Consider the following 21,045-nt stretch of genomic DNA (forward strand, 5'->3'; position numbering starts at 1 on the left):
GGCGGTGGGACGTCGGTGCGGTGAGGATCGAGGGAAAGGCGCGTTCGTTCAGCGCGTGGCCAGCCGCAGCCGCGCCACATGCTCGCGCGCGTCCTCCAGGTGGAAGCGCAGCGCCTGCTCCACGGCCGGCGCGTCGCGGCGGCGCAGCGCGTCGGCGATGGGTTCGTGGGTCTGGGCCAGCGAGGCCGGGTCGCCATAGCTGTCCTCGGTCAGCGCGAGGAACATGCGCACCTCGTTGACCATGTTGGAGAAGAGCTGCTGCAGGTAGTCGTTGCCCGACAGGGCGCAGAGCGCGGCATGGAAGTCCAGGTCCAGCGTCACGCGCTCGACCTGGCTCAGCGTCGCGGCGCGGGCGACCATGTCGTCCACGCGGCCCGCCATGGCATCGAGCTGCGCATCGCTGGCGTGGCGGCAGGCCAGCGTGGCGCCCATCACCTCCAGCGTGATGCGCACGGCATAGAGGTCGTCGATCTGCTTGGTGCTGACCGTGCGCACAGTGAAGCCGTGACGCGGGCGCGAAACCAGCAGGCCCAGGCTTTCGAGCCGGCGCGCCGCCTCGCGCACGGGCGCGCGGCTCACGCCCATCTGGCGGGCCAGTTCGGCCTCGACCACGCGGTCGCCGGGGCCGATGCGGCCTTCGAGGATGGCCCGCTGCAGCTCGGCCTGGATCAGCCCGACCAGGTCGGGCGCCTGGATCGAGGCGAAGGCGGGGGCGGATGTGGGCAGGGCGGCGTTCACGCGGTCTCCGGATGTCGTTGTCGTGGCGTTGCGGCGGATCGTGCCAGATACACCCCGGCCACTGCGATGCAGGCCATGCCCGCCATCGCCAGGCCATCGGGCGGGCGCTGGAACCAGAAGGCGCTGATCAGCACGGCTAGCAGCAACTGCACATAGTTGAGGGGCGCCAGCGTCGAGGCCTGGGTGCGACGGAAGGCCGCCAGCAGCAGCAACTGCGCGCCGCCGCTGGCCAGGCCGCCCGCCAGCAGCACCAGGGTTTGCGGCCAGGGCGGGACCTGGACGTCCTCTGAAAGTGCCGCCAGCACCAGCGTGACGGCGAGGCAGACGAAGGCCGTATGCGCGAACTGCACCGGTGCCGGCACCACGCCCGACAGCCGGCGCGTGAAGACCTGGAACAGCGCATAGCCTGCGGCCGACACAGCCATCAGCAGCGTGCCCGCCCGCGGCAGATCGTGCCCCGGGCGCACGATCAGCAGCATGCCGGCAAAGCCGCCCGCCACGGCCAGCCACTGGGCACGGCGAACCCGCTCGCCCAGCAGCGCGGGCGCCAGCGCCACCATGAGCAGCGGCGCCGTGAAGTAGATGGCGGTGGCCTCGGCCAACGGCATGGTCACCAGTGCCGTCATGAAGCAGGTGGCCACCAGGGCCAGCATGCTGCTTCGCGCCAGCAGCAGGGCCTGGTGCGGCTGGCGCCAGAAGCGCAACTGGCCGTGGCGCAGCAGCAGCCCCAGGCCCACGGTGCTGATGCAGACGTAGCGCGACAGGTTGACGACCACTGGCGCATGGCTGGCGACCATCTGTTTGGCAAAGGCGTCGTAGAAGGCGAAGAGCAGCAGCGCACCGAGGAAGAGCAGCACCCCCGCCCCCGGCCCGTGGCGCCAGTCGGGCAGCGGCGCGGCCGTGGCAGGCAGGGCGCTCATCGGCCAGACCCCGGCAGCGCTTGCGACTGGGCTTGGCGAGCGATCACGGATTCAGCCCAGCCAGAAGCGCCGCCAGCCCCGGGCCCAGCGCCTCGACCATGTAGCCGCCTTCCTGCACGATCACCGTCGGGAGGGCCAGCGCTCGCAGCCGCTCGCCGACGGCGCGGTAGGCGTCGAAGTCCAGGCGCAGCACGCTGATCGGGTCGTCGCGGTAGGTGTCGAAGCCCATCGGCAGCACCAGCGCCTGGGGCGCGAAGCGTTCGATGGTGGCCACGGCCTGGTCCAGCGCCGCGATGAATTCGGCATTGCCACTGCCATGGGGCAGCGGCAGGTTGAGGTTGAAGCCCTCGCCGGCCCCGGCGCCGCGTTCGTGCGCATAGCCGGTGTAGAAGGGAAAGTAGCCGGCCGGATCGGCATGGGTCGAGACGGTCAGCACCTCGGCGCTGGCATAGAAGATGTTCTGCGTGCCGTCGCCGTGATGCGCGTCCACGTCCAGCACGGCCACCTTGCCGAAGCGCTGGCGCAGCGCCTCGGCCGCGACGGCGCTGTTGTTGACGTAGCAGAAGCCACTGGCCCGGTCGTGGTGCGCATGGTGGCCGGAGGGTCGGCACAGCGCGTAGGCCAGCCGCTCGCCGCCGGCCACGGCCATTGCCGCCGCATGCGCGGTGTGGGCCGAGCGCAGGATGGAGCGCCAGCTGTGCGGCCCGAGCGGCGAGGCGAGGTCGCCGACGTAGTAGCCGGTCTGCGCCAGCAGCGAGGGGCTGGGGCAGGGCGGGCGTCGCTCGCCGGGCGCGACGCCGTAGTAGGGCGACAGGTTGGGCAGCACCTCGATGCCGGGCTCCAGCCCGGGGCGGCCGAGCTTCTGCCAGCCTTCGTAGGCGCCGGCCAGGTAGTCCAGGTAGTGCGGCGCATGGACCGCCTCCAGCGGCGCACGGCCGGCATCGGCCGGCACCTGCACGGCGATGCCATGGGCCAGCAGCGTGGCCTGCAGCGCCTCGGCGCGGGCGGGCAGATCCGCCGGCTTGTGGATGCGGCCGATGCGCATGTACTGCTGCGGCTGGTGCAGCAGCTGGTCGGGGCAGAAGAAGGCCTGCATCGTCGTGGCCTCGCTCAGAGCGTCTTCTCGAAGCGGTCGAGCGCGCGGCCCAGGCGGGCGAACATCTCGTCCATCTCGGCCGGCGTGATGATGAGCGGCGGGCACAGGGCCACGGTGTCGCCCATGGCGCGCACGATCAGGCCTTCCTCCAGCGCGTACTGCGCCACCTGGTAGCCGGCCTTGAGCGCCGGGTCGAAGGGCGTGCGCGCGGCGCCGTCGAGCATCAGCTCCAGCGCACCGATCAGGCCCACGGCGCGCATGTTGCCCACGATGCGGCGCTCGGCCTGGGTGGCCAGGCCCTGGGCAAAGCGTGGCGCCAGTTCGCGGGTGCGGGTCAGGATGCCCTCGTCCTCGTAGACCTTGAGCGTCTCCAGCGCCACGGCCGCCGCCACGGGATGGCCCGAGTAGGTATAGCCATGGCCGAAGGTGCCGATGCGGCCGCTGTTGGCGGCCATGGCCTCGTGGATCTGCTGCGACACCATCACGGCCGAGATCGGCACATAGGCGGAGGACAGCGACTTGGCACAGGTGAGGATGTCCGGCCGCACGCCGAAGGTGGTGGAGCCGAACATCTCGCCCGTGCGGCCGAAGCCGCAGATCACCTCGTCGGCCACCAGCAGCACGTCGTACTTGCGCAGCACGGCCTGGATCTTCTCGAAGTAGGTGGGTGGGGGAACGATCACGCCGCCCGCGCCCATCACCGGCTCGGCGAAGAAGGCGGCCACGGTGTCCGGGCCCTCGTTCAGGATCAGCTGCTCCAGCTCGTCGGCGCGGCGGGTGGCGAAGTCCTCGGCCGATTCGCCGGGCAGCGCATCGCGGTAGTGGTGCGGGCTGCCGGTGCGCAGGATGCGGTCGATGGGCAGGTCGAAGTCCGAGTGGTTGGCCGCCAGGCCGCCCAGGCTGGCCGAGGCCACCGTCACACCGTGGTAGGCGCGGTCGCGGGCGATGATCTTCTTCTTGGCCGGTTTGCCGATGGCGTTGAAGTAGTACCAGATCATCTTCACCGCCGAGTCGTTGGCCTCGGAGCCCGAGTTGGCGAAGAACACGCGGGCCATCGGCACCGGCGCCAGCGCCAGCAGCCGCTCGGCCAACTGCGCGGCAGCCGGATTGCTGCGGTGGTTGAAGGTGTGGTAGTACGGCAGCGTCTTCAGGGCATCGATGCCCGCCTGCACCAGCCGTGGATGGCTGAAGCCCAGCGAGGCGCACCACAGGCCCGACATGCCCTCGATGTAGCGGCGGCCGGCTTCGTCCTCCACATGGATGCCGTCGCCGCGCGTGATGAGCAGCGGCTCCACCTGGCCGTGCGTGGCGAGGTTGGTGTACGAATGCAGATGGGCCGCGACGTCTGCGGCGGCGTTGGGGGTACGGGCGTTCATGGTGGATGTCTTCTCGGTTCAGTAGCCGCGTTGGAGGTCCACCGCCACCTCGGCGGCGCGGCCGGCGCGGATGCGCTCCAGGTTCAGGCGGGTCTGCCGGGCGATGACGGCCGGCTGGGTGCGGGTGGCGATGTGGGGCGTGACCACGATGCGCGGGTCGCGCCAGAAGGGGTGCCCGGCCGGCAGCGGCTCCTGCACGAAGGCGTCCAGCGTGGCCGCGCCCAGGTGGCCGGCGTCCAGGGCCGGGATCAGGTCGGCCTCCACCAGGTGGGCGCCGCGGCCCACGTTGACCAGGTGCGCGCCGCGCGGCAGCTGCGCGAAGAGATCGCGGTTCAGGATGCCGGCTGTTTCTTCGGTGAGCGGCAAGAGGCACACCAGCGTGTCGCAGCCGGCCAGGAAGTCGGCCTGCTGCGCTGCGCCGTGGAAGTAGGCCAGGCCCTCGGGCACCTCGCGCGGGCTGCGGCTCCAGCCGCGCACGCTGTAGCCCAGCGCCATCAGGGCGCGGGCACAGGCCAGCCCCAGCGTGCCCAGGCCGGCGATGCCGACGCGGTGCGCGCGCGGCGGCTGGACGGAGGCTTCTTCCCAGCGTCCAGCGGCCGCGCTGGTCAGGTAGCGGCCCATGTGGCGCTGGCCGTGGATCACGGCCCAGGTCACGTAGGCCGCCATGCCCGAGGCCATGTCGGTGTCGACGATGCGGCACACCGGAACGTCGGGCAGGGCGGCATCGGCCGTGATGTGGTCGATGCCGGCACCCAGCGACTGGATCAGCGCCAGCCTGGGCATGCGCGCCATCAGCCCTGCGGGCGGGCTCCAGCAGACGGCGGCATCGATGGCATCCAGCGGGCCCAGGTCGGCCATGGTGCGCAGATCGGCGTCCGGGAACTCCGCGCGGAAGGCCGGCAACAGGTAGCCCATGTCCAGGTTGGCGCTCAGGAGGGCGATGGTGGTCAACGGAGGGTCTCCTTCTCGGCCGTCAGGCGCGGCACCGCCTCGATCAGCATGCGGGTGTAGCGATGCTGCGGGTCGGTCAGCACCTGGGCGGCGGGCCCGTATTCGACGACGTTGCCGCGCTGCATGACGGCGATGTGGTCGCACATCTCGCCGGCCACGCGCAGGTCGTGGGTGATGAAGACCATGGCCAGCTTGAAGCGCTCGCGCACCTCGGCGAAGAGCTGCAGCACCTGCGCCTGCACCGACACGTCCAGGGCCGAGACGGGCTCGTCGGCCACCAGCAGTTCGGGCTCCATGGCCAGGGCACGGGCGATGCCGATGCGCTGGCGCTGGCCGCCGCTGAACTCGTGCGGATAGCGCTCGGCCGCCTCGGGGCCCAGGCCTACCAGGCGCAGCAGTTCCAGCGCGCGGGCCATGGCCTCGGCCTTGGGCACGCCCTGGGCGATGGGCCCGGCCGCCAGAGTGGGCCCGATGCGGTGGCGCGGATTGAGCGAGGCATACGGGTCCTGGAAGACCATCTGCACCTTGCCCTGCGTCTGCCGCCGCATGGCAGCGCCGGAGAGCAGGCTCTTGCCCTTGAACAGGATGCGCCCGCTGTTGAAGGGCTCCAGCCCCACGATGCAGCGGCCGACGGTCGACTTGCCGGAGCCCGACTCGCCCACCAGCCCCAGCGTCTCGCCGCGGCGCAGCTGGAAGCCGATGCCCTTGGCCGCCTCGACACGTCGGCCCTTGCTGAACAGGCCGCCGCCGCTCACGTAGGTCTTGCGCAGGTCCTGCACCTGCAGCACATAGTCCTCCTGCGTGGCCGCGGCCGGCTCGCGCAGGCGGCCCTGCGGGATGGCGGCGATCAGCTTGCGGGTGTAGTCGTGCTGCGGATGCATCAGCACCTCGTGCGCCGGGCCGGCTTCGACGGCCACGCCGGTCTGCATCACGACCACGTGGTCGGCGATCTCGGAGACCACGCCGAAGTCGTGCGTGATGAAGAGTAGGGCGGTGCCCTTGCGCTGCTGCAGCTCGCGCATCAGCGTGAGGATCTGCGCCTGGGTAGTCACGTCCAGCGCCGTGGTCGGCTCGTCGGCGATCAGCAGGCGCGGCTCCAGCAGCAGGGCGCAGGCGATCATCACGCGCTGGCGCTGGCCGCCCGAGAGCCGGAAGGGGTAGCTGTCGGCCAGCAGCTCGGGGTCGGGCAGGCCCACGTCGGCCAGCGCGGCCACGATGCGGCGGCGCTTCTCGGCGGCCGGCAGCGTGAGGTGCGAGTCGAAGACCTCGGCCAGCTGGTCGCCAATGCGCATGACCGGATTGAGCGCGGTCATCGGTTCCTGGAACACCATGCCGATGCGCCGGCCGCGCAGCTCGCGCATCTGGGCTTCGGTGAGCGTGAGCAGGTCGGTGCCCTCGAAGAGGATGCGGCCGGCCACCGGCGCCACATGCGGCCTGGGCAGCAGGCCCATGATGGCGTTGGCGATCATCGATTTGCCGGAGCCCGATTCGCCCACCACGCACAGCGTGCGGCCGGGCAGCAGGTCGAAGCTGGCGCCCTTCACGGCCAGCGCGCGGTCGGCGCCGGGTGGCAGGCAGATGTCCAGGCCCTCGACGCGCAGCACGGCGTCCTCGGCCTCGGGTTCGGGCAGCGGCTTGAGCAGGGCGTTCATCGGGTGCGGCCTCCCAGCCGGGTGTTGAGTCCGTCGTTCAGGCCTTCGCCCACCAGATTCAGCGCCAGCACCGTCAGCACGATGGCCAGGCCCGGGAACACCGCCATCCACCAGGCCTGGCGCAGCACGGTGCGGGCGGTGCCCACCATGTAACCCCAGCTCATCTGGTTCGGGTCGCCGAGGCCCATGAAGCTCAGGCTGCTCTCCAGCAGGATGGCCGAGGCGATCATCAGCGAGGCCATCACCACGATGGGTGAGGTGGCGTTGGGCAGGATCTGCGTGAGGATGATGCGTGGCGTGGACTGGCCCGCCAGCTGCGCCGCCGCCACGAAGTCGCGCTGGCGCAGCGTGAGGAACTCGCCGCGCACCAGCCGCGCCACCGGCGGCCAGGACACCAGCGCGATGGCCGTCACGATGGAGCCGACCGAGGGCTGGAAGATCGCCACCAGCACCAGCGCCAGCGCGAAGCTGGGCACGGCCTGGAACAGCTCGGTGAAGCGCATCAGCGCCGCGTCGATCCAGCCGCCGAAGTAGCCGGCCACGGCGCCCAGGCCCACGCCGATCAGCAGCGACACCACGGTGGAGACCACCCCGATCAGCAGCGAGATGCGCGCACCGCGCACCACGCCCGAGAAGATGTCGCGGCCCATGGTGTCGGTGCCCATCAGGAAGCCGGCCTCCTGCCCGGGCCGCAGGAAGGGCGACTGCACCATGTCCCAGGGGTCGTTGGTGGCCAGCAGCGGGCCGAAGGCCACCATCAGCGCCAGCAGCACCAGCACCACGAGGCCGAAGACCGCGCCCTTGTTGCGGCAGAAGCGCCGCCAGAAACCGGAGTTGTTCATTGCCGTGGGCTCCTTGTCGGCGTCACAGCCGGATGCGCGGGTCGACCAGGGTGTAGACCAGGTCGGTGATCAGGTTGAACAGGATGGCCATCGCGGCCGTCACCAGGAAGCAGCCCAGCAGCAGGTTGTAGTCGCGCTGCAGCAGGGCATCGAACATGAGGCGGCCGATGCCGGGCCAGGCGAAGACGGTCTCGGTGAGCACCGCGCCGCCGATCATGCTGCCGGCCTGGATGCCGGCCAGCGTGACCACCGGCAGCAGCGCGTTGCGCAGGATGTGCGCGCGCTGGATGCGGCCGGGCTTCACGCCCTTGGCGCGGGCGGTCTTCACGAAATCCATCTGCGCGACTTCGAGCATCGAGGCACGCGTCATGCGGGCGTACACGGCCATGAAGAACAGGGCCAGCGTGAGCGAGGGCAGCACCAGGTGCTGTGCGATGTCCCAGGCCAGGGCCAGACCTGACAGGCCCGAGCCCACCGTCATGAAGCCGAAGCCCGGCAGCCAGTTCATCTGCACGGTGAAGAGCAGCACGGCCATCATGGCCAGCCAGTACAGCGGCGTGGCGTAGAACACCAGCGCCACCACCGTGATGGCGCTGTCGAGCCAGGAACCCGCCTTGCGCGCCGCCAGCGCGCCCAGCACCACGCCGAAGATCAGCGACAGCACGAAGGCGCTGCCGGTGAGCAGCAGCGTTGCCGGCAACCGGTCGGCGATGAGCTTGGCCACCGGCTGCTGCTGGCGGTAGGAAAAGCCCAGGTCCAGCCGCACCACATGGCCCAGGTAGGTGGCCAGCTGCGTGCCGAGGGGCTGGTCCAGCCCGAACTCGCGGCGCAGCTGGTCGACGAACTGCTGGTCGGAGGCGCCGGCCTCGCCGGCCATCACCGACACCGGGTCCCCGGGCGCCGCACGCACCAGCATGAAGTTGACGGTGGCGATCAGCACCAGGGCCACGAGGCCCTGCGCCACCCGGGTGAGCATGAACTGCAGACGTTTCATGGGTGCGTGCGCTGCGTGCTCAGCCGATGGAGGCGCGGCCCAGGCTGTCGTTCAGGCCGATGCCCGAACTCACCGGGTTCTTCACCTTGCTGCGGTAGAGCGTGGGGAAGTTGATCTCGTGCAGCCAGGCGACGGGCGCTTCCTCCAGCAGCAGCTTCTGCACTTCGAGGTAGAGGGCCTTGCGCTTCTCGGGGTCGGCCGCGACCGCGCCGGCGGCGAACAGTTCGTCCACCTTGGGGTTGGAATAGCCCTCGACATTGTTGAAGGGCGAGCCCTTGGCGATGTTGCTGCTGGTGTAGTTGCGGGCCACGCCCAGGGCCGGGTCGCCGTACTGGTAGACGTAGGTGAAGGCCAGGTCGTAGTCCCATTCGTTGAGGCGCTGGTTCCAGCCGGCCACGTCGGTGGGCGTCATCTCGATCTTGACGCCGGCCTGGCCCAGGTGCTGGCGCACCATCTCGGCCTGGCGCTGCCAGGTCTCGCCGTAGGGCAGGGGCAGCAGGCGCAGGGTCTCGCCCTTGTAGCCGGCCTCGTCGAGCAGCTTCTTGGCCTTGGCGATGTCGCGCGGGTACTTGGGCACGTCGTCGCTGTAGAACTTGATGTGGCTGTTGAAGGGCCCCGTGGCCGCCTTGGCGTAGCCTTGCCACGCCACCTTGGCGATGGCGTCGCGGTCGATGGCGTGCATCACCGCCTGGCGGAACTTGACCTTGTCCATCGGCGCCTTGCGGTTGTTGATCCACAGCCAGGAATGGGGCGCGAAGAACTCCCAGCCCTTGGTCGTGACCTCCACGCCGGGCAGCTTGGACAGGCGGGCCACGTCGAAGTACTCCACCGAGCCGCCGGGGGCGATGTCGATCTTGCCGGACTCGAAGGCCGCGGCGCGCGAGGCCGCGTCGGGAATGACGTGGAAGTACACGTTCTCCACCTTGGGCACGCCCGGCTGGTGGTACTGGTCGTTGGCCACCAGCTGGATGTAGGAGCCCTTGACCCATTCCTTGAACTTGAGCGGGCCGGTGCCGATGGGCGTGGCATTGGCCGGGTTGGTCAGGAAGTCGGTGCCCTCGTAGATGTGCTTCGGGATCATCGGCATGGTGCCGGTCTCGAAGATGCCCATGAAGGGGCCGAAGGGCTGCTTGAGGGTGAACTCCACGGTGAGCGGATCCAGCGCCTTGATGCTCTCGATCTGCTGCAGGCTGGCGCGGAAGCGCGCATGCGTCTTGCGCAGGAAGACGTCGGCCGAGAACACCACGTCGGCCGAGGTGAAGGGCTTGCCGTCGTGCCACTTCACGTTGGGCTTGAGCTTGAAGGTGTAGACCGTGCCTTCCTTGTTGGCGGTCCATGAGGTGGCCAGCAGCGGCTGCGGATCGAGCTTCTCGTCGTAGCGCAGCAGGCCTTCGTAGATGTTGCCGGCGATCATCTGCGTAGGGCCGTTCTGCACGATGCCCAGCATCAGGCCCGGCGGCTCGGGCTGTACCAGCACGTTGATGGTGCCGCTTCGCTTTTCCTGCGCCAGCAGGTGCAGCGGCACGCCCGCGATGGAGACGCCCAGGCCGGTGGCGCCCAGTTGGATGAGTCGACGACGTTGCATGTCAGGCTTCCTTTCAGTCAGCGCAAGTTGGCGGTAATGGGGATGGGGTCAATCGCGGAAGGAGGCAGCGGCCGTGGGCTGCTCCAGCCGCTGCAGCAGGGCGCGCCATTCGCGGGCATCGGGGTCGGTGGCGCCGGGCAGGCGGTTGCTGTCGCCGCTTTCGTACTGGCGGGCGGTGAGCTCGCAGACCTCTTCGGGCACCGGATGGATCGCATGGCCGCTGGCCTGGATGGCCAGTTGCACGCGGCAGGCGCGCTCCAGGTTGTGCATCAGGATGAAGGCCTCGGCCACCGTGCGGCCCAGGGTCACCAGGCCGTGGTTGCGCAGGATCAGCACGCGGGCCGTGGGGCCCAGGTCGGCGATCAGCCGCTCGCGCTCGCCGTGGTCCAGCGCGATGCCTTCGAAGTCGTGATAGACGACCCGGTTGTGGAACTGCAGCGCCCACTGGTTGCAGGGCTGCAGGCCGCAGGCGAGCGAGGACACGGCCACGCCGGCCACCGTGTGGGTGTGCAGCACGCACATGGCGTCGTGCCGGGCCATGTGCACCGCGCTGTGGATCGTGAAGCCCGCGGGGTTCACGTCGTACGGCGAGGGCTCCAGGATGCGGCCCTCGGTGTCGATCTTGACCAGCGACGAGGCCGTGATGTCGCGGAACAGCATGCCGAAGGGGTTGATGAGGAACTGGCCTTCGGTGCCCGGCACCCGCGCGGAGATGTGCGTGTAGATGCTGTCCTCCATGCCGTAGTGCGCCACCAGCCGGTAGGCCGCGGCCAGGTCCTCGCGCACCTGGCGCTCGGCATCGGAGAAGGTCTTGGGGGTCAGGTCCTGCATCAGCATGGCGGCGTTCCGTTCAATCTGTCAGCTGTCGACAGATGACATTACGCACGATGCGTGCCAGATCGCAGATCCTTGAGTTCCCTCAGGACGGGCGTGAAAAGCCGGCTTTAGAGGTATTCGGAACGGGTGGTGTGGTGCGTGGGCGCACCGTCAAGAAGCGCGCGCACCAATGAAAAACGCCGCGCAATGCGCGGCGTTCTGACGGGGACGGAGGGCTGGCGGATCAGCCGCCGCGGCGCATCATGTCGAAGAACTCGACGTTGGTCTTCGTGGCCTTCATGCTCTTGAGCACCATCTCCATCGACTCGATCTCGTCCATGTTGTACATGAACTGGCGCAGGATGCGCGTCTTCTGCAGCACCTCGGGCGCCAGCAGCAGCTCTTCGCGGCGGGTGCCCGAGCGGTTGAGCTGGATGGAGGGGAACACGCGCTTCTCGTACAGGCGGCGGTCGAGGTGGATCTCGCAGTTGCCGGTGCCCTTGAACTCTTCGAAGATCACTTCGTCCATGCGGCTGCCGGTGTCGACCAGCGCGGTGCCGATGATGGTGAGCGAGCCGCCTTCTTCCACGTTGCGGGCCGCGCCCAGGAAGCGCTTGGGCCGCTGCAGGGCGTTGGCGTCCACGCCGCCGGTCAGCACCTTGCCGGAGGAGGGCACCACATTGTTGTAGGCACGGGCCAGGCGGGTGATGGAGTCCAGCAGGATCACCACGTCCTTCTTGAGCTCGACCAGGCGCTTGGCGCGCTCGATCACCATCTCGGCCACATGCACGTGGCGGGCGGCGGGTTCGTCGAAGGTGGAGGCGATCACCTCGGCCTTAACCGAACGCTGCATCTCGGTCACTTCTTCCGGCCGCTCGTCCACGAGCAGAACCATCATGTGGATCTCGGGGTAGTTGGCGGCGATGGCGTGCGCGATGTGCTGCATCATCACCGTCTTGCCGCTCTTGGGCGGCGCCACCAGCAGTGCGCGCTGGCCCTTACCGATGGGGGCGATGATGTCGATCACCCGGCCGGTGATGTTCTCTTCGCTTTTGAAGTTGTCGCGCTCCAGCTTCATCTGCTCCTTGGGGAACAGCGGCGTGAGGTTCTCGAACATCACCTTGTGCTTGTTCGCCTCGGGCGCGCCGTCGTTCACCTTGTCCAGCTTGGTCAGCGCGAAGTAGCGCTCGCCGTCCTTGGGAATGCGCACCTCGCCCTCGATCATGTCGCCGGTGTGCAGGTTGAAGCGCCGCACCTGGCTGGGGCTGATGTAGATGTCGTCGGTGCTGGCCGTGAAGCTGGTGTCGGGGCTGCGCAAAAAGCCGAAGCCGTCGGGCAGGATCTCCAGCACGCCGTCCGCAAACACCTGCTCGCCGGCCTTCGCCCGCTTCTTGATGATGGCGAACATCAGCTCCTGCTTGCGCATGCGGCCGACGTTTTCGATCTCGAGGGCTTCGGCCTGCTTCAGGAGTTCGGAGACGTGCAGTGCCTTGAGTTCGTTCAGGTGCATGGAATGGCCCCGCGGGCGGAGAAGCTTGGTGACGGTGGGAGAGGAGGGGGGCTTGCTGGCGGGGCGAGAGGTATGCCCCGGAAGCCTTGGACTCGAACCGTGCCCTTGTGTTGGGGCCGGTGAATAGGCGGAATTATGACAGGAAAAAACAAAGGCCGGCGCACGGATGCGTCGGCCTCTTCATTCGGAGCAGGATGCGGTCAGGCGAGCTGCTGGTCGATGAAGGCGGTGAGCTGCGCCTTGCTCATGGCGCCGACCTTGGTGGCGGCGAGCTGGCCGTTCTTGAACAGCATCAGCGTGGGGATGCCGCGGATGCCGAACTTGGCAGGGATGTCGCGGTTCTCGTCCACGTTCATCTTGGCGATCTGCAGCTTGCCGTCGTAGGTGTTGGACACCTCATCCAGGATGGGCGCGATCATCTTGCAGGGGCCGCACCACTCGGCCCAGTAGTCGACCAGCACGGGCTTGTCGGACTGCAGGACGTCGGCTTCGAAGGAGGAGTCGGAGATGTGCTTGATGAGTTCGCTGGCCATGATGTCTGCCTTGGCTACGTTCGCGGTGAAGGGGATGCTCGCAGGGAGCGGCGAAAGGTCGATTTCATTGTGACAGAAAGGCCTGCGCGGCGTGGCAGGCTGCGGCTATGCCGCCGATAGCCGGGGCCACGCGACGCGACAATGCGGCCGATGACCAAGCTTTCGAATGTGGCCGTGATCGGTGGCGGCCCGGCCGGCCTGATGGCGGCCGAACGCCTCGTCGCCGCGGGCTGCACCGTCGACCTCTACGACGCCATGCCGTCCGTGGGCCGCAAGTTCCTGCTCGCCGGCCGTGGCGGCCTCAACCTCACCCATTCCGAAGCCTTCGACGCCTTTGCCTCGCGCTACGGCGAGCGTCGTGCCCAGGTCGAGCCGCTGCTCAAGCGCTTCGACGCCGAGGCCCTGCGTGCGTGGGTGCATGGGCTGGGCGTCGAGACCTTCGTCGGCAGTTCGGGCCGCGTCTTCCCGCGCGAGATGAAGGCCGCGCCGCTGCTGCGCGCCTGGCTGCATCGTCTGCGTGCGAGCGGACTGCGCCTGCACATGCGCCATCGCTGGACGGGCTGGAACGACGACGGCGCATTGTGTTTCGACAGTCCGCAGGGCAGGGCCACGGTGCATGCGGATGCCCTCGTGCTGGCCTGCGGCGGCGCGAGCTGGCCACGTCTCGGCTCGGACGGCGCATGGGTCGGACCGCTGACTTCCCGCGGCGCCGCCGTGTCGGCGCTGCGGCCGTCCAACTGCGGCTTCGACGTCGCCTGGACGCCTTTCTTCGCGGAGCGCTTCGCCGGCCAGCCCTTGAAGTCCGTGGTGCTGAGCGCGACCGACGGACGTGGCCGCAGCTTTCGCCGCAAGGGCGAGTTCGTTGTCACCGCGACGGGCATCGAAGGAAGCCTGGTCTATGCCGCGTCGGCGCTGCTGCGCGATGAGATCGAAGCAGCCGGGCAGGCCACCTTGCACCTGGACCTGCTGCCCGACTGGACGCCCGAACGTGTGCTGACGGCGGTCGCCCATCCTCGCGGCAGCCGCTCCATGGGCAGCCATCTCAAGAGCAGGTTGAACCTCGATGCCGTGCGCTCGGCACTGCTGCACGAGGTGCTGGACAAGGCTGCCATGCATGAACCGGCCCGGGTGGCCGAGACCCTGAAGGCGCTGCCGCTGCAGGTGTTGCGCCCGCGACCCATCGACGAGGCCATCAGCACCGCCGGCGGCGTCCGCTTCGAGGATCTGGACGACGGCCTGATGCTGCGCGCGCTGCCCGGCGTCTTCTGTGCCGGCGAGATGCTCGACTGGGAGGCGCCCACGGGCGGCTATCTGCTCACCGCCTGCATGGCCAGCGGCATGGTCGCAGGCGACGGGGCGGCCGCCTGGCTGACACAGCGCAGCTGAGCCGGGCGCGCTCGGCTCAGATCAACTGGTTGCGGATCGCGTAGGCCGTCAGCGCCGCGTCGTTGCTCAGGTGCAGCTTCTCCCGCACCCGCATGCGGTAGACGTTGACGGTCTTGGGACTGAGCATGAATTCGCGCGCGATGTCTGCCATGGTCTTGCCCGAGGCGATGCGCACCAGCGTCTCCAGTTCGCGGTTGGACAGCAGGTGGTGTGGCGAGGCCTCGGCATCCGGGCGGGCCACGGTGTCGGCAAGCAGCTGGGTGGCTTCGGGGCTCAGGTACTTCTGGCCCTGGCCCACCATGCGCACGGCCGTGACCAGCAGGCGCGGGTCGGCCGCCTTCGACAGGAAGCCGTAGGCGCCGGCGCGCAGGCAGCGCACTGCGTACTGGCCCTCGGGCTCGCCCGAATAGATCAGCACCTTCACCGGCGACTCGGCTTCGACCAGGTCGGCCAGCACGTCGAGGCCGCTGCGGCCGGGCAGACCCAGCGCCAGCAGCAGCACGTCGCACTGCGTGGTGCGGATGAGCCGCTTGAGTTCCTCGGCGCTGGCCGCTTCGCCGCTGAGCCGCACATCCACCGCTTCCGCCAGGAACTCGCGTATGCCGCGCCGCACCACCCCGAAGGGATCGCAGGTGATGACATGGATCATGGACGCCCCTCGGTGGCACGCACATTCGGGCATGCAGGGCGCCGGCAGCAGCAAATCATGGCGGTGGTGCGACGGCCAACGAGACCGCCGACATGTTAATTTTCGTTAACCGCCAATGATATTCAGGTGCTGGGCTCAGGAGCGCGGGCGCGCCAGCAGCCGGCGTCGGGCCTGCTCGATGTTGTGGCGCAATGCGTACAGTTCTTCGGCATAGGACAGCGGCACCGTCACCTTGTTCGCCACGCGGTCCAGCTCATCCAGCTCGTCCAGCAGGCCGTCGCGCGCGCCGGAATCGGATTCCATGCGGCCCTCGATGTCGCGCAGCCGCGCATACCAGCGGAACACACGCCTGCGCACGCGGAAGGTATAGAGCGGTGGCACCACCCGCGACAGCGGCAGCAGCAGCACGATCAGGCCGCCGATCACCAGCCACATCCGTTCGAGCAGATTGCTGGCCCAGAAGGGCAGCCAGCGCTGCCACACCGGCGGCGTGCCGTTAATGGCGCGATCGCCTTCGCTGATGACGGGCAACTCGCTGGCCCGGGTGTTCGGAAATTCCCGCGCCCGGTTGAACCAGCCCGCGTGCCCGTGGATGTTCTGCGCGGCCTGGGCGAAGAGTTGACGCAGCGCCGGATGCGTGTCCTCGCGGGTCAGCAGCGAGCTGGTCGTGGCCACCAGCGAGACGTCGCGGGCCGGCACGTCCGAGGCCAGGTCCACCACGCCGCGGGGCAGCGTCACGACGGACAGGAAGGGAAAGATCCGCGTATAGGCCTCCGCCTGGCCCAGGTCGAGCACCGCGATGCCCGGCGTGCGCAGCAACTGCTGCACGCGCGGCGATTCGGACGCGGAGGCCAGCACGAGGGCGTCGAGTCGTCCGGCGATGAGCGCCGCGGCGCCATCCTCGGCGGGCTGCGCCGTGATGCGCAGCCGCGTGGCGTCGATGCGGTTGGCCGACAGCATCCGACCGAGAAGTTCGGGCATGCCGCTGCCAGGACGGTCGGTACCCAGGCGCAGCGTGCGCAGGCCGGCGAGAGAAGGAAGCTCGGCCCGACCCTGCGACGGCTGGCCCTCGGCTTCACTGCGGCGCAGCGATGCGGGCCGGTAGAAGACCCACAGCGGCTCATAGAACAGCGCCCCCAGCGACTGGATGCCAGCCTCGGGATCCGCCACGGGATCGGCCACGCCGCCGCGCACGAATCCCAGGTCCGCCCGACCCTCGCGCAGCAGGCGCAGGTTGTCGAGTGCGCCCTCGGTGGGGATCAGCTCCACCCGGATGCCGCTGGTCTGCAGGGCCGCGGCATAGCGCTCACCAAAGGCCGCATAGGCGCTGCCCTGCGGCCCGGTGGCCAGCCGCACGGTGCGGGGCGGCTGTGGGTCCAGGTAGACATAGGCAGCCACCAGCACGCCCACGGCGATCAGCGCGAGGGGGCCTGCCGACAGCAGCAGGTCGCGCAGGCTCAGCAGGGCCAGCATCAGACTGTGCGACAGGCGCTTCATGGCGCCCGTCCGTCCTGCCGCTGCGACCAGTCGCGCGCGGCGGGGATCGACAGCTCTGCCGTTGCAATGGCCCGAGCCGCGAGCACGGCGCGTACCGTGGCCTGCGCCGCCACTTCGGCCGCCAGGGTCGAGAGCACGGTCATGCCCGGGGCTTCGTCGCCCAGCGGCACCCGGCCGGTCGCCAGGGCGAAGAGCGTGTCGCCATCGCTCATGGTGTGGACGGGGTTGATGGCGCGGGCCAGACCATCGTGTGCGACGGCAGCCAGCCGCTGGGCCTGCACCTTGGTCAGAACGGCATCGGTGGCGATCACGCCGATGGTGGTGTTGGTGCCGGCCAGCAGGGGCTTGGGCAGATCGCCGCGCAACAGGCTGCGGCGGGTGTCGCGCAGGGCTCGGCCATCGTCGGTGCGCGAGCCGGCCAGCAATTCGCCCGTGTCAGGGTCCAGCACATCGCCCAGGGCATTGCACGCGATGAGCGCACCGACCGTCACGCCGCCCACCTTGACCGAGGCGGTGCCGATGCCGCCCTTCATCGCATGCTGGACGCCGAAGAGCTTGCCCACCAGCGCACCGGCGCCGGCACCCACGTTGCCCTCGGCCGGGGCCGCGGTCGAGGCCGCCTCGCAGGCTGCATAGCCACTGGCGGCATCGGGGCGGATGCGGGCATCGCCCACCGGAAGGTCGAAGAGAACGGCACCCGGCACGATCGGCAGGCGGCCGAAGCGAACATCCAGGCCCACGCCTCGTTCCTCGAGCCAGCGCACCACGCCGTCCGCCGCCGCCAGGCCCCAGGCGCTTCCGCCCGCCAGCAGGATGCCGTGTACCTGCTGCACGAAGTTGCCGGGCGACAGCAGATCCGTCTCGCGTGTGCCCGGGGCCGCACCGCGCACGTCCACGCCGGCCACGGCGCCGTCACGCGCCAGGATGACCGTGCTGCCGGTGGGGCGACGGCCGTCGGTGTGGTGGCCGACCTCGATGCCGGCGACGTCGGTGATGGCGCCCCAGTAGGGCAGGGCGGAGGAAGACAGGAGGGAGGCCGCAGACATAGGGCGCAGATTATGGGTGTCGTCGTCCTGCGCTCGCCAGCGCCTGCACGGCGCGCCTTCTGACAGTGACCAGGGGGATTTGCCGTCAACCCCTTGCGGAAGATCCGATCTTGTGCGGGAGGCTTGACGATCCCGCACCGCCTCGCGTAATCTCGCGTCATTCCATACATGAACATGCGTTTTACTAAAGAAACGTTTTGATCCAAGCGATGAACATGACGCCCGACCCCGAGAGCCTGCGCAGCCTGCTGGCCGAGATCCCGCCCGGCATGCTTGCCGGCCGGCGTGTGCTGGTGACCGGCGGTGCCCGCGGCCTGGGCCTGGCCTTTGCCAAGTGCATCGCGCAGGCGGGCGGGCGTGTGGTCATCGCCGACATCCTGGCCGACCTGGCTCAGACCGAGGCCGCCGCGCTGCGCGAGCAGGGCCGCGATGTGCAGGCCCTCGCGCTGGACCTGACCGATCCCGCCTCCGTCACCGCCTGCGCCGACGAGACCGTGCGCCTGCTGGGCGGACTTGACGGCCTGGTCAACAACGGCGCCATCACCAACTCCGGCGGCCGAGACCCGCATGCGCTCGAAATCGAGATGTGGGACCGCGTGATGGACGTGAACGTCCGCGGCACCTGGCTCATGAGCCGCGCCTGCCACGGCGCGCTGGCCGCGAGCGGCCACGGCGCCATCGTCAACCTGGCCTCCGACACCGCGCTGTGGGGCGCCCAGAACCTCTTGGCCTATGTGGCCAGCAAGGGCGCCGTCGCTGCCATGACCCGTTCGCTGGCGCGTGAATGGGGCGGTGCCAACATCACGGTCAATGCCATCGCGCCCGGCCTGACGCTGGTCGAAGCCACCGAATACGTGCCCAAGGCGCGCCACGACAAATACCTCGAAGGCCGTGCCCTGCCGCGCGAGCAGCAGGCGGCCGACGTGTGCGGCGCGGTGCTGTTCGCGCTCTCGCCGCTGTCGCGCTTCGTCACCGGCCAGTTGCTGCCCGTCAACGGCGGCTTCGTGCTGAATTGATCCCGCCCAAAACCGTTTGTAGGAGAGCCCCATGACCGACCTGTCCGTCCAGCAGCAACTCGACACCGCCAAGCCCAGCTGGGAGCGCCCCGAAGGCGCCAGCCTGGAGCAGTGGATCAGCACGCGCATCGCGCGCTATTCCACTCGCCAGTACGACTGGGACGCGCTGAAGTTCCAGGCCGACTTCGACCCCAAGTACCGCCGCGCCCAGATGCGCTACGTGGGCACGGGCGGCACCGGCGTCGCCTCGGACAACAACACCGTGCCGGCCGAGAACTTCACCTTCTCGACCATGGTGATCCCCGCCGGCCACGAAGGCCCGTCGCACCTGCACACCGACGTGGAAGAGATCTTTTTCCTCATGCGCGGCAAGCTGAAGGTGGTGCTGACCACGCCCGAGGGCGAGCGCTACGAGACCATCCTGACCGACCGCGACCTGATCTCCGTGCCGCCCGGCGTGTACCGCGAGGAGATCAACATCGGCGACGAAGACGCGCTGATGTGCGTGATGCTCGGCTCCAAGACGCCGGTCCGCCCGACCTACCCGGACGACCACCCGCTGTCCAAGGTCAAGCGCGGCTGATCGGCCGCATCGTCCCCTGCCCACTGCCGCCGCCATGAACCCAACCGCTGCTCCCACTGCGCTGCCCCAGGCCGAAGTCGATGACCTCGAGCGCCGCTTCGCCGTTCGCTATGTGGCGCTGGCGCAGGGCGGTGCCGTGGCCGTGCGCGAGGCGGGGCAGGGCGCGGACGGCCTTCCGCTGATGTGCCTGCATGGCATCGGCTCGGGTTCGGCCTCCTGGCTGGGCGTGGCCGATGCGCTCGAGGGCCGTGCGCGGCTGATCGCCTGGGACGCGCCCGGCTACGGTACATCGACGCCCGTGGCGCGGCCGGCGCCGCGCGCGACCGACTACGCGGCGCGCCTCGCGGGCCTGCTCGACGCACTGGGCATCGATCGCTGCGTGCTGGTGGGCCATTCGCTCGGCGCGCTGATGGCCGGCGGCGCCGTGCACGCCGGCGCGCCTTTGGCCGGCCGCATCGCACGGCTGGTGCTGATGAGCCCGGCCCGCGGCTATGGCGCGGCCGGCCGCGAGACCCAGGCGCAGAAGGTGCGCACCGAGCGCCTGGCCACGCTCGACCAACTGGGCATCGCCGGCATGGCCACGCAGCGCAGCGCGCGGCTCGTCTCCGACAACGCCAGCGAGCGCGCCCGCCAGTGGGTGCGCTGGAACATGGGCCGGCTCAACGACGCCGGCTACCGCCAGGCCATCGAGTTGCTGACCGGCGACGACCTGCTGGCCTACCTGCCACCGGCCATGCCGGTGCAGGTGCTCTGCGGCAGCGAGGACGTGGTCACCACGCCCCTGGCCTGCGGCGAGGTGGCCCGGGCCTGCGGCGTGGAACTCGCCCTGCTGCCTGGCGCCGGCCATGCCTGCTACGTGGAGCAGCCGGCGCCCGTCGCGCAGTTGCTGCTGGCCGCCGCCCAAGAACAAGACGCGTGAGGAGAGACACACCATGAGTCAGACCGACACCCCCAACGCGACGAGCGAGGACGGCGGCGATCGCTACAACGTGCCCGCGCTGGAGCGCGGGCTGCGCCTGCTGTGCGAGTTCAGCCGCGAGACGCCGACGCTGTCCGCGCCCGAGCTGGCCCGCCGCTTCAACCTGCCGCGCTCCACCGTCTTCCGCCTGCTCTCCACGCTGGAGAACATGGGCTTCATCGAGAAGACCGAGAGCGGCCGCGACTATCGCCTGGGCCTGGCCGTGCTGCGCCTGGGCTTCGAATACCTGGCCTCGCTGGAGCTGACCGAGCTCGGCCTGCCGGTGCTCACCCGCCTGTCGGAGGACATCGGCCATGCCTGCAACATGGTGGTGCGCGATGGGCGTTCCATCGTCTACGTGGCCAAGACCGCCTCGCCCACGCCTTTCCGCAGCGCCGTGACGGTGGGCACCCGGCTGCCCGCCCATGCCACCGTGCTCGGCCACGTGCTGCTGGCCGACCTGAGCCTGCCGCAGCTGCGCGCCCTGTACCCCGAGGACAAACTCGAGGTCTTTTCGGACAACACGCCACGCACCGTCAACGCCCTGTTCGACATGGTCCAGACCGTGCGCCAGCATGGCTACGTGCTGGGCGAAGGCTTCTTCGAAAGCAACATCTCGACCATCGCCGCGCCCGTGCGCGATCGGGCCGGCCACACCATCGCCGCGCTGGGCGCCACCTTCACCACGGCGCACATCGACGAAGGCCCGGTCGACCAGTTGGTGAACCGGGTCTGCGCCGCGGCCGATGAGATCTCCGGCCTGCTCGACGGTGCCCATCCGGGCATGACGCGCAAGGTGATCCCGCTGCGCCGCTGACATGAAAGGGCACCTCCCAAGCCGCTTCGCGGCTCCCTCCTCCCTGGCGCCTTCGGCTTGGAGGAGGGCGCACCCAGAGG

General features: G+C 69.5%; 20 protein-coding genes. 5 read left to right on the top strand and 15 right to left on the bottom strand.

The features are described 5' to 3' along the window. Nucleotides 1–48: 48 nt before the first annotated feature. The 12 genes from BXA03_RS05475 to trxA all read right to left on the bottom strand — a co-directional run bounded on the left by BXA03_RS05475 (nucleotide 49) and on the right by trxA (nucleotide 13,013). The gene (locus BXA03_RS05475) at nucleotides 49–738 is read right to left on the bottom strand and encodes a GntR family transcriptional regulator (protein ID WP_143476214.1); all 690 of its coding nucleotides are present in this window, start codon (nucleotides 736–738) and stop codon (nucleotides 49–51) included. Further along, nucleotides 735–1,658 carry a DMT family transporter gene (locus tag BXA03_RS05480; protein ID WP_076504700.1) on the bottom strand — a complete coding sequence of 308 codons (924 nt, stop codon included), beginning with the start codon at nucleotides 1,656–1,658 and terminating at the stop codon, nucleotides 735–737. The genes BXA03_RS05475 and BXA03_RS05480 overlap by 4 nt, the downstream gene beginning before the upstream one ends. Before the next feature lie 43 nt (nucleotides 1,659–1,701). Further along, nucleotides 1,702–2,754, bottom strand: a complete 1,053-nt coding sequence (locus tag BXA03_RS05485; RefSeq protein ID WP_076504703.1) for a histone deacetylase family protein — start codon at nucleotides 2,752–2,754, stop codon at nucleotides 1,702–1,704. 14 nt (nucleotides 2,755–2,768) lie between these two features. Next, a complete protein-coding gene (locus tag BXA03_RS05490; RefSeq protein WP_076504705.1) occupies nucleotides 2,769–4,130 on the bottom strand; it encodes an aspartate aminotransferase family protein in 1,362 nt (453 codons plus the stop codon). An 18-nt stretch (nucleotides 4,131–4,148) separates the two neighbouring features. Continuing rightward, complete coding sequence (locus tag BXA03_RS05495) at nucleotides 4,149–5,081, bottom strand: 2-hydroxyacid dehydrogenase (RefSeq protein WP_234983597.1); 933 nt, start codon at nucleotides 5,079–5,081, stop codon at nucleotides 4,149–4,151. Further along, nucleotides 5,078–6,733 carry an ABC transporter ATP-binding protein gene (locus tag BXA03_RS05500; RefSeq protein WP_076504708.1) on the bottom strand — a complete coding sequence of 552 codons (1,656 nt, stop codon included), beginning with the start codon at nucleotides 6,731–6,733 and terminating at the stop codon, nucleotides 5,078–5,080. The genes BXA03_RS05495 and BXA03_RS05500 overlap by 4 nt, the downstream gene beginning before the upstream one ends. After that, complete coding sequence (locus tag BXA03_RS05505; protein WP_076504710.1) at nucleotides 6,730–7,575, bottom strand: ABC transporter permease; 846 nt, start codon at nucleotides 7,573–7,575, stop codon at nucleotides 6,730–6,732. The genes BXA03_RS05500 and BXA03_RS05505 overlap by 4 nt, the downstream gene beginning before the upstream one ends. Before the next feature lie 22 nt (nucleotides 7,576–7,597). Then, nucleotides 7,598–8,569, bottom strand: coding sequence for an ABC transporter permease (locus BXA03_RS05510; RefSeq protein WP_076504712.1), 972 nt, complete (start codon nucleotides 8,567–8,569; stop codon nucleotides 7,598–7,600). Between the two features lie 19 nt (nucleotides 8,570–8,588). Beyond that, on the bottom strand, nucleotides 8,589–10,154 hold the full coding sequence (locus BXA03_RS05515) for an ABC transporter substrate-binding protein (RefSeq protein WP_076504714.1): 1,566 nt from the start codon (nucleotides 10,152–10,154) through the stop codon (nucleotides 8,589–8,591). Between the two features lie 48 nt (nucleotides 10,155–10,202). Beyond that, nucleotides 10,203–10,991 (bottom strand): class II aldolase/adducin family protein, encoded by a 789-nt coding sequence (locus BXA03_RS05520; RefSeq protein WP_083715892.1) that lies wholly within the window; start codon nucleotides 10,989–10,991, stop codon nucleotides 10,203–10,205. A gap of 223 nt (nucleotides 10,992–11,214) precedes the next feature. Further along, nucleotides 11,215–12,480, bottom strand: a complete 1,266-nt coding sequence (gene rho / locus BXA03_RS05525; protein WP_017757832.1) for a transcription termination factor Rho — start codon at nucleotides 12,478–12,480, stop codon at nucleotides 11,215–11,217. Nucleotides 12,481–12,680: 200 nt separating this feature from the next. Further along, on the bottom strand, nucleotides 12,681–13,013 hold the full coding sequence (gene trxA / locus BXA03_RS05530) for a thioredoxin TrxA (protein WP_076504718.1): 333 nt from the start codon (nucleotides 13,011–13,013) through the stop codon (nucleotides 12,681–12,683). A gap of 150 nt (nucleotides 13,014–13,163) precedes the next feature. Here trxA and BXA03_RS05535 point away from each other — a divergent pair, with 150 nt between their 5' ends. Beyond that, on the top strand, nucleotides 13,164–14,399 hold the full coding sequence (locus tag BXA03_RS05535) for a TIGR03862 family flavoprotein (protein ID WP_076504720.1): 1,236 nt from the start codon (nucleotides 13,164–13,166) through the stop codon (nucleotides 14,397–14,399). Between the two features lie 16 nt (nucleotides 14,400–14,415). On the opposite strand, the gene BXA03_RS05540 is transcribed toward BXA03_RS05535, so the two are convergent. From BXA03_RS05540 to BXA03_RS05550, 3 genes are all read right to left on the bottom strand, one after another. Then, entirely contained in the window at nucleotides 14,416–15,048 is a 633-nt protein-coding gene (locus tag BXA03_RS05540; RefSeq protein WP_076504722.1) for a response regulator, read from the bottom strand. Nucleotides 15,049–15,183: 135 nt separating this feature from the next. Further along, the gene (locus tag BXA03_RS05545) at nucleotides 15,184–16,545 is read right to left on the bottom strand and encodes a TAXI family TRAP transporter solute-binding subunit (protein ID WP_076504724.1); all 1,362 of its coding nucleotides are present in this window, start codon (nucleotides 16,543–16,545) and stop codon (nucleotides 15,184–15,186) included. After that, nucleotides 16,542–17,591, bottom strand: a complete 1,050-nt coding sequence (locus BXA03_RS05550) for a P1 family peptidase (RefSeq protein ID WP_076504726.1) — start codon at nucleotides 17,589–17,591, stop codon at nucleotides 16,542–16,544. The genes BXA03_RS05545 and BXA03_RS05550 overlap by 4 nt, the downstream gene beginning before the upstream one ends. Before the next feature lie 215 nt (nucleotides 17,592–17,806). On the opposite strand from BXA03_RS05550, the gene BXA03_RS05555 reads away from it, so the two are divergent. The 4 genes from BXA03_RS05555 to BXA03_RS05570 are packed head-to-tail and all read left to right on the top strand — an operon-like array spanning nucleotide 17,807 to nucleotide 20,965. Then, on the top strand, nucleotides 17,807–18,607 hold the full coding sequence (locus tag BXA03_RS05555; RefSeq protein WP_076504900.1) for an SDR family oxidoreductase: 801 nt from the start codon (nucleotides 17,807–17,809) through the stop codon (nucleotides 18,605–18,607). 31 nt (nucleotides 18,608–18,638) lie between these two features. Continuing rightward, the gene (locus tag BXA03_RS05560) at nucleotides 18,639–19,190 is read left to right on the top strand and encodes a cupin domain-containing protein (protein ID WP_076504729.1); all 552 of its coding nucleotides are present in this window, start codon (nucleotides 18,639–18,641) and stop codon (nucleotides 19,188–19,190) included. A gap of 34 nt (nucleotides 19,191–19,224) precedes the next feature. Next, the gene (locus BXA03_RS05565) at nucleotides 19,225–20,109 is read left to right on the top strand and encodes an alpha/beta fold hydrolase (RefSeq protein WP_076504731.1); all 885 of its coding nucleotides are present in this window, start codon (nucleotides 19,225–19,227) and stop codon (nucleotides 20,107–20,109) included. A gap of 13 nt (nucleotides 20,110–20,122) precedes the next feature. After that, complete coding sequence (locus tag BXA03_RS05570; RefSeq protein WP_076504733.1) at nucleotides 20,123–20,965, top strand: IclR family transcriptional regulator; 843 nt, start codon at nucleotides 20,123–20,125, stop codon at nucleotides 20,963–20,965. Nucleotides 20,966–21,045: the final 80 nt, after the last annotated feature.

Source organism: Pseudacidovorax sp. RU35E, assembly GCF_900156165.1.
In the GTDB taxonomy this organism is placed as follows: Bacteria; Pseudomonadota; Gammaproteobacteria; order Burkholderiales; family Burkholderiaceae_C; genus Xenophilus.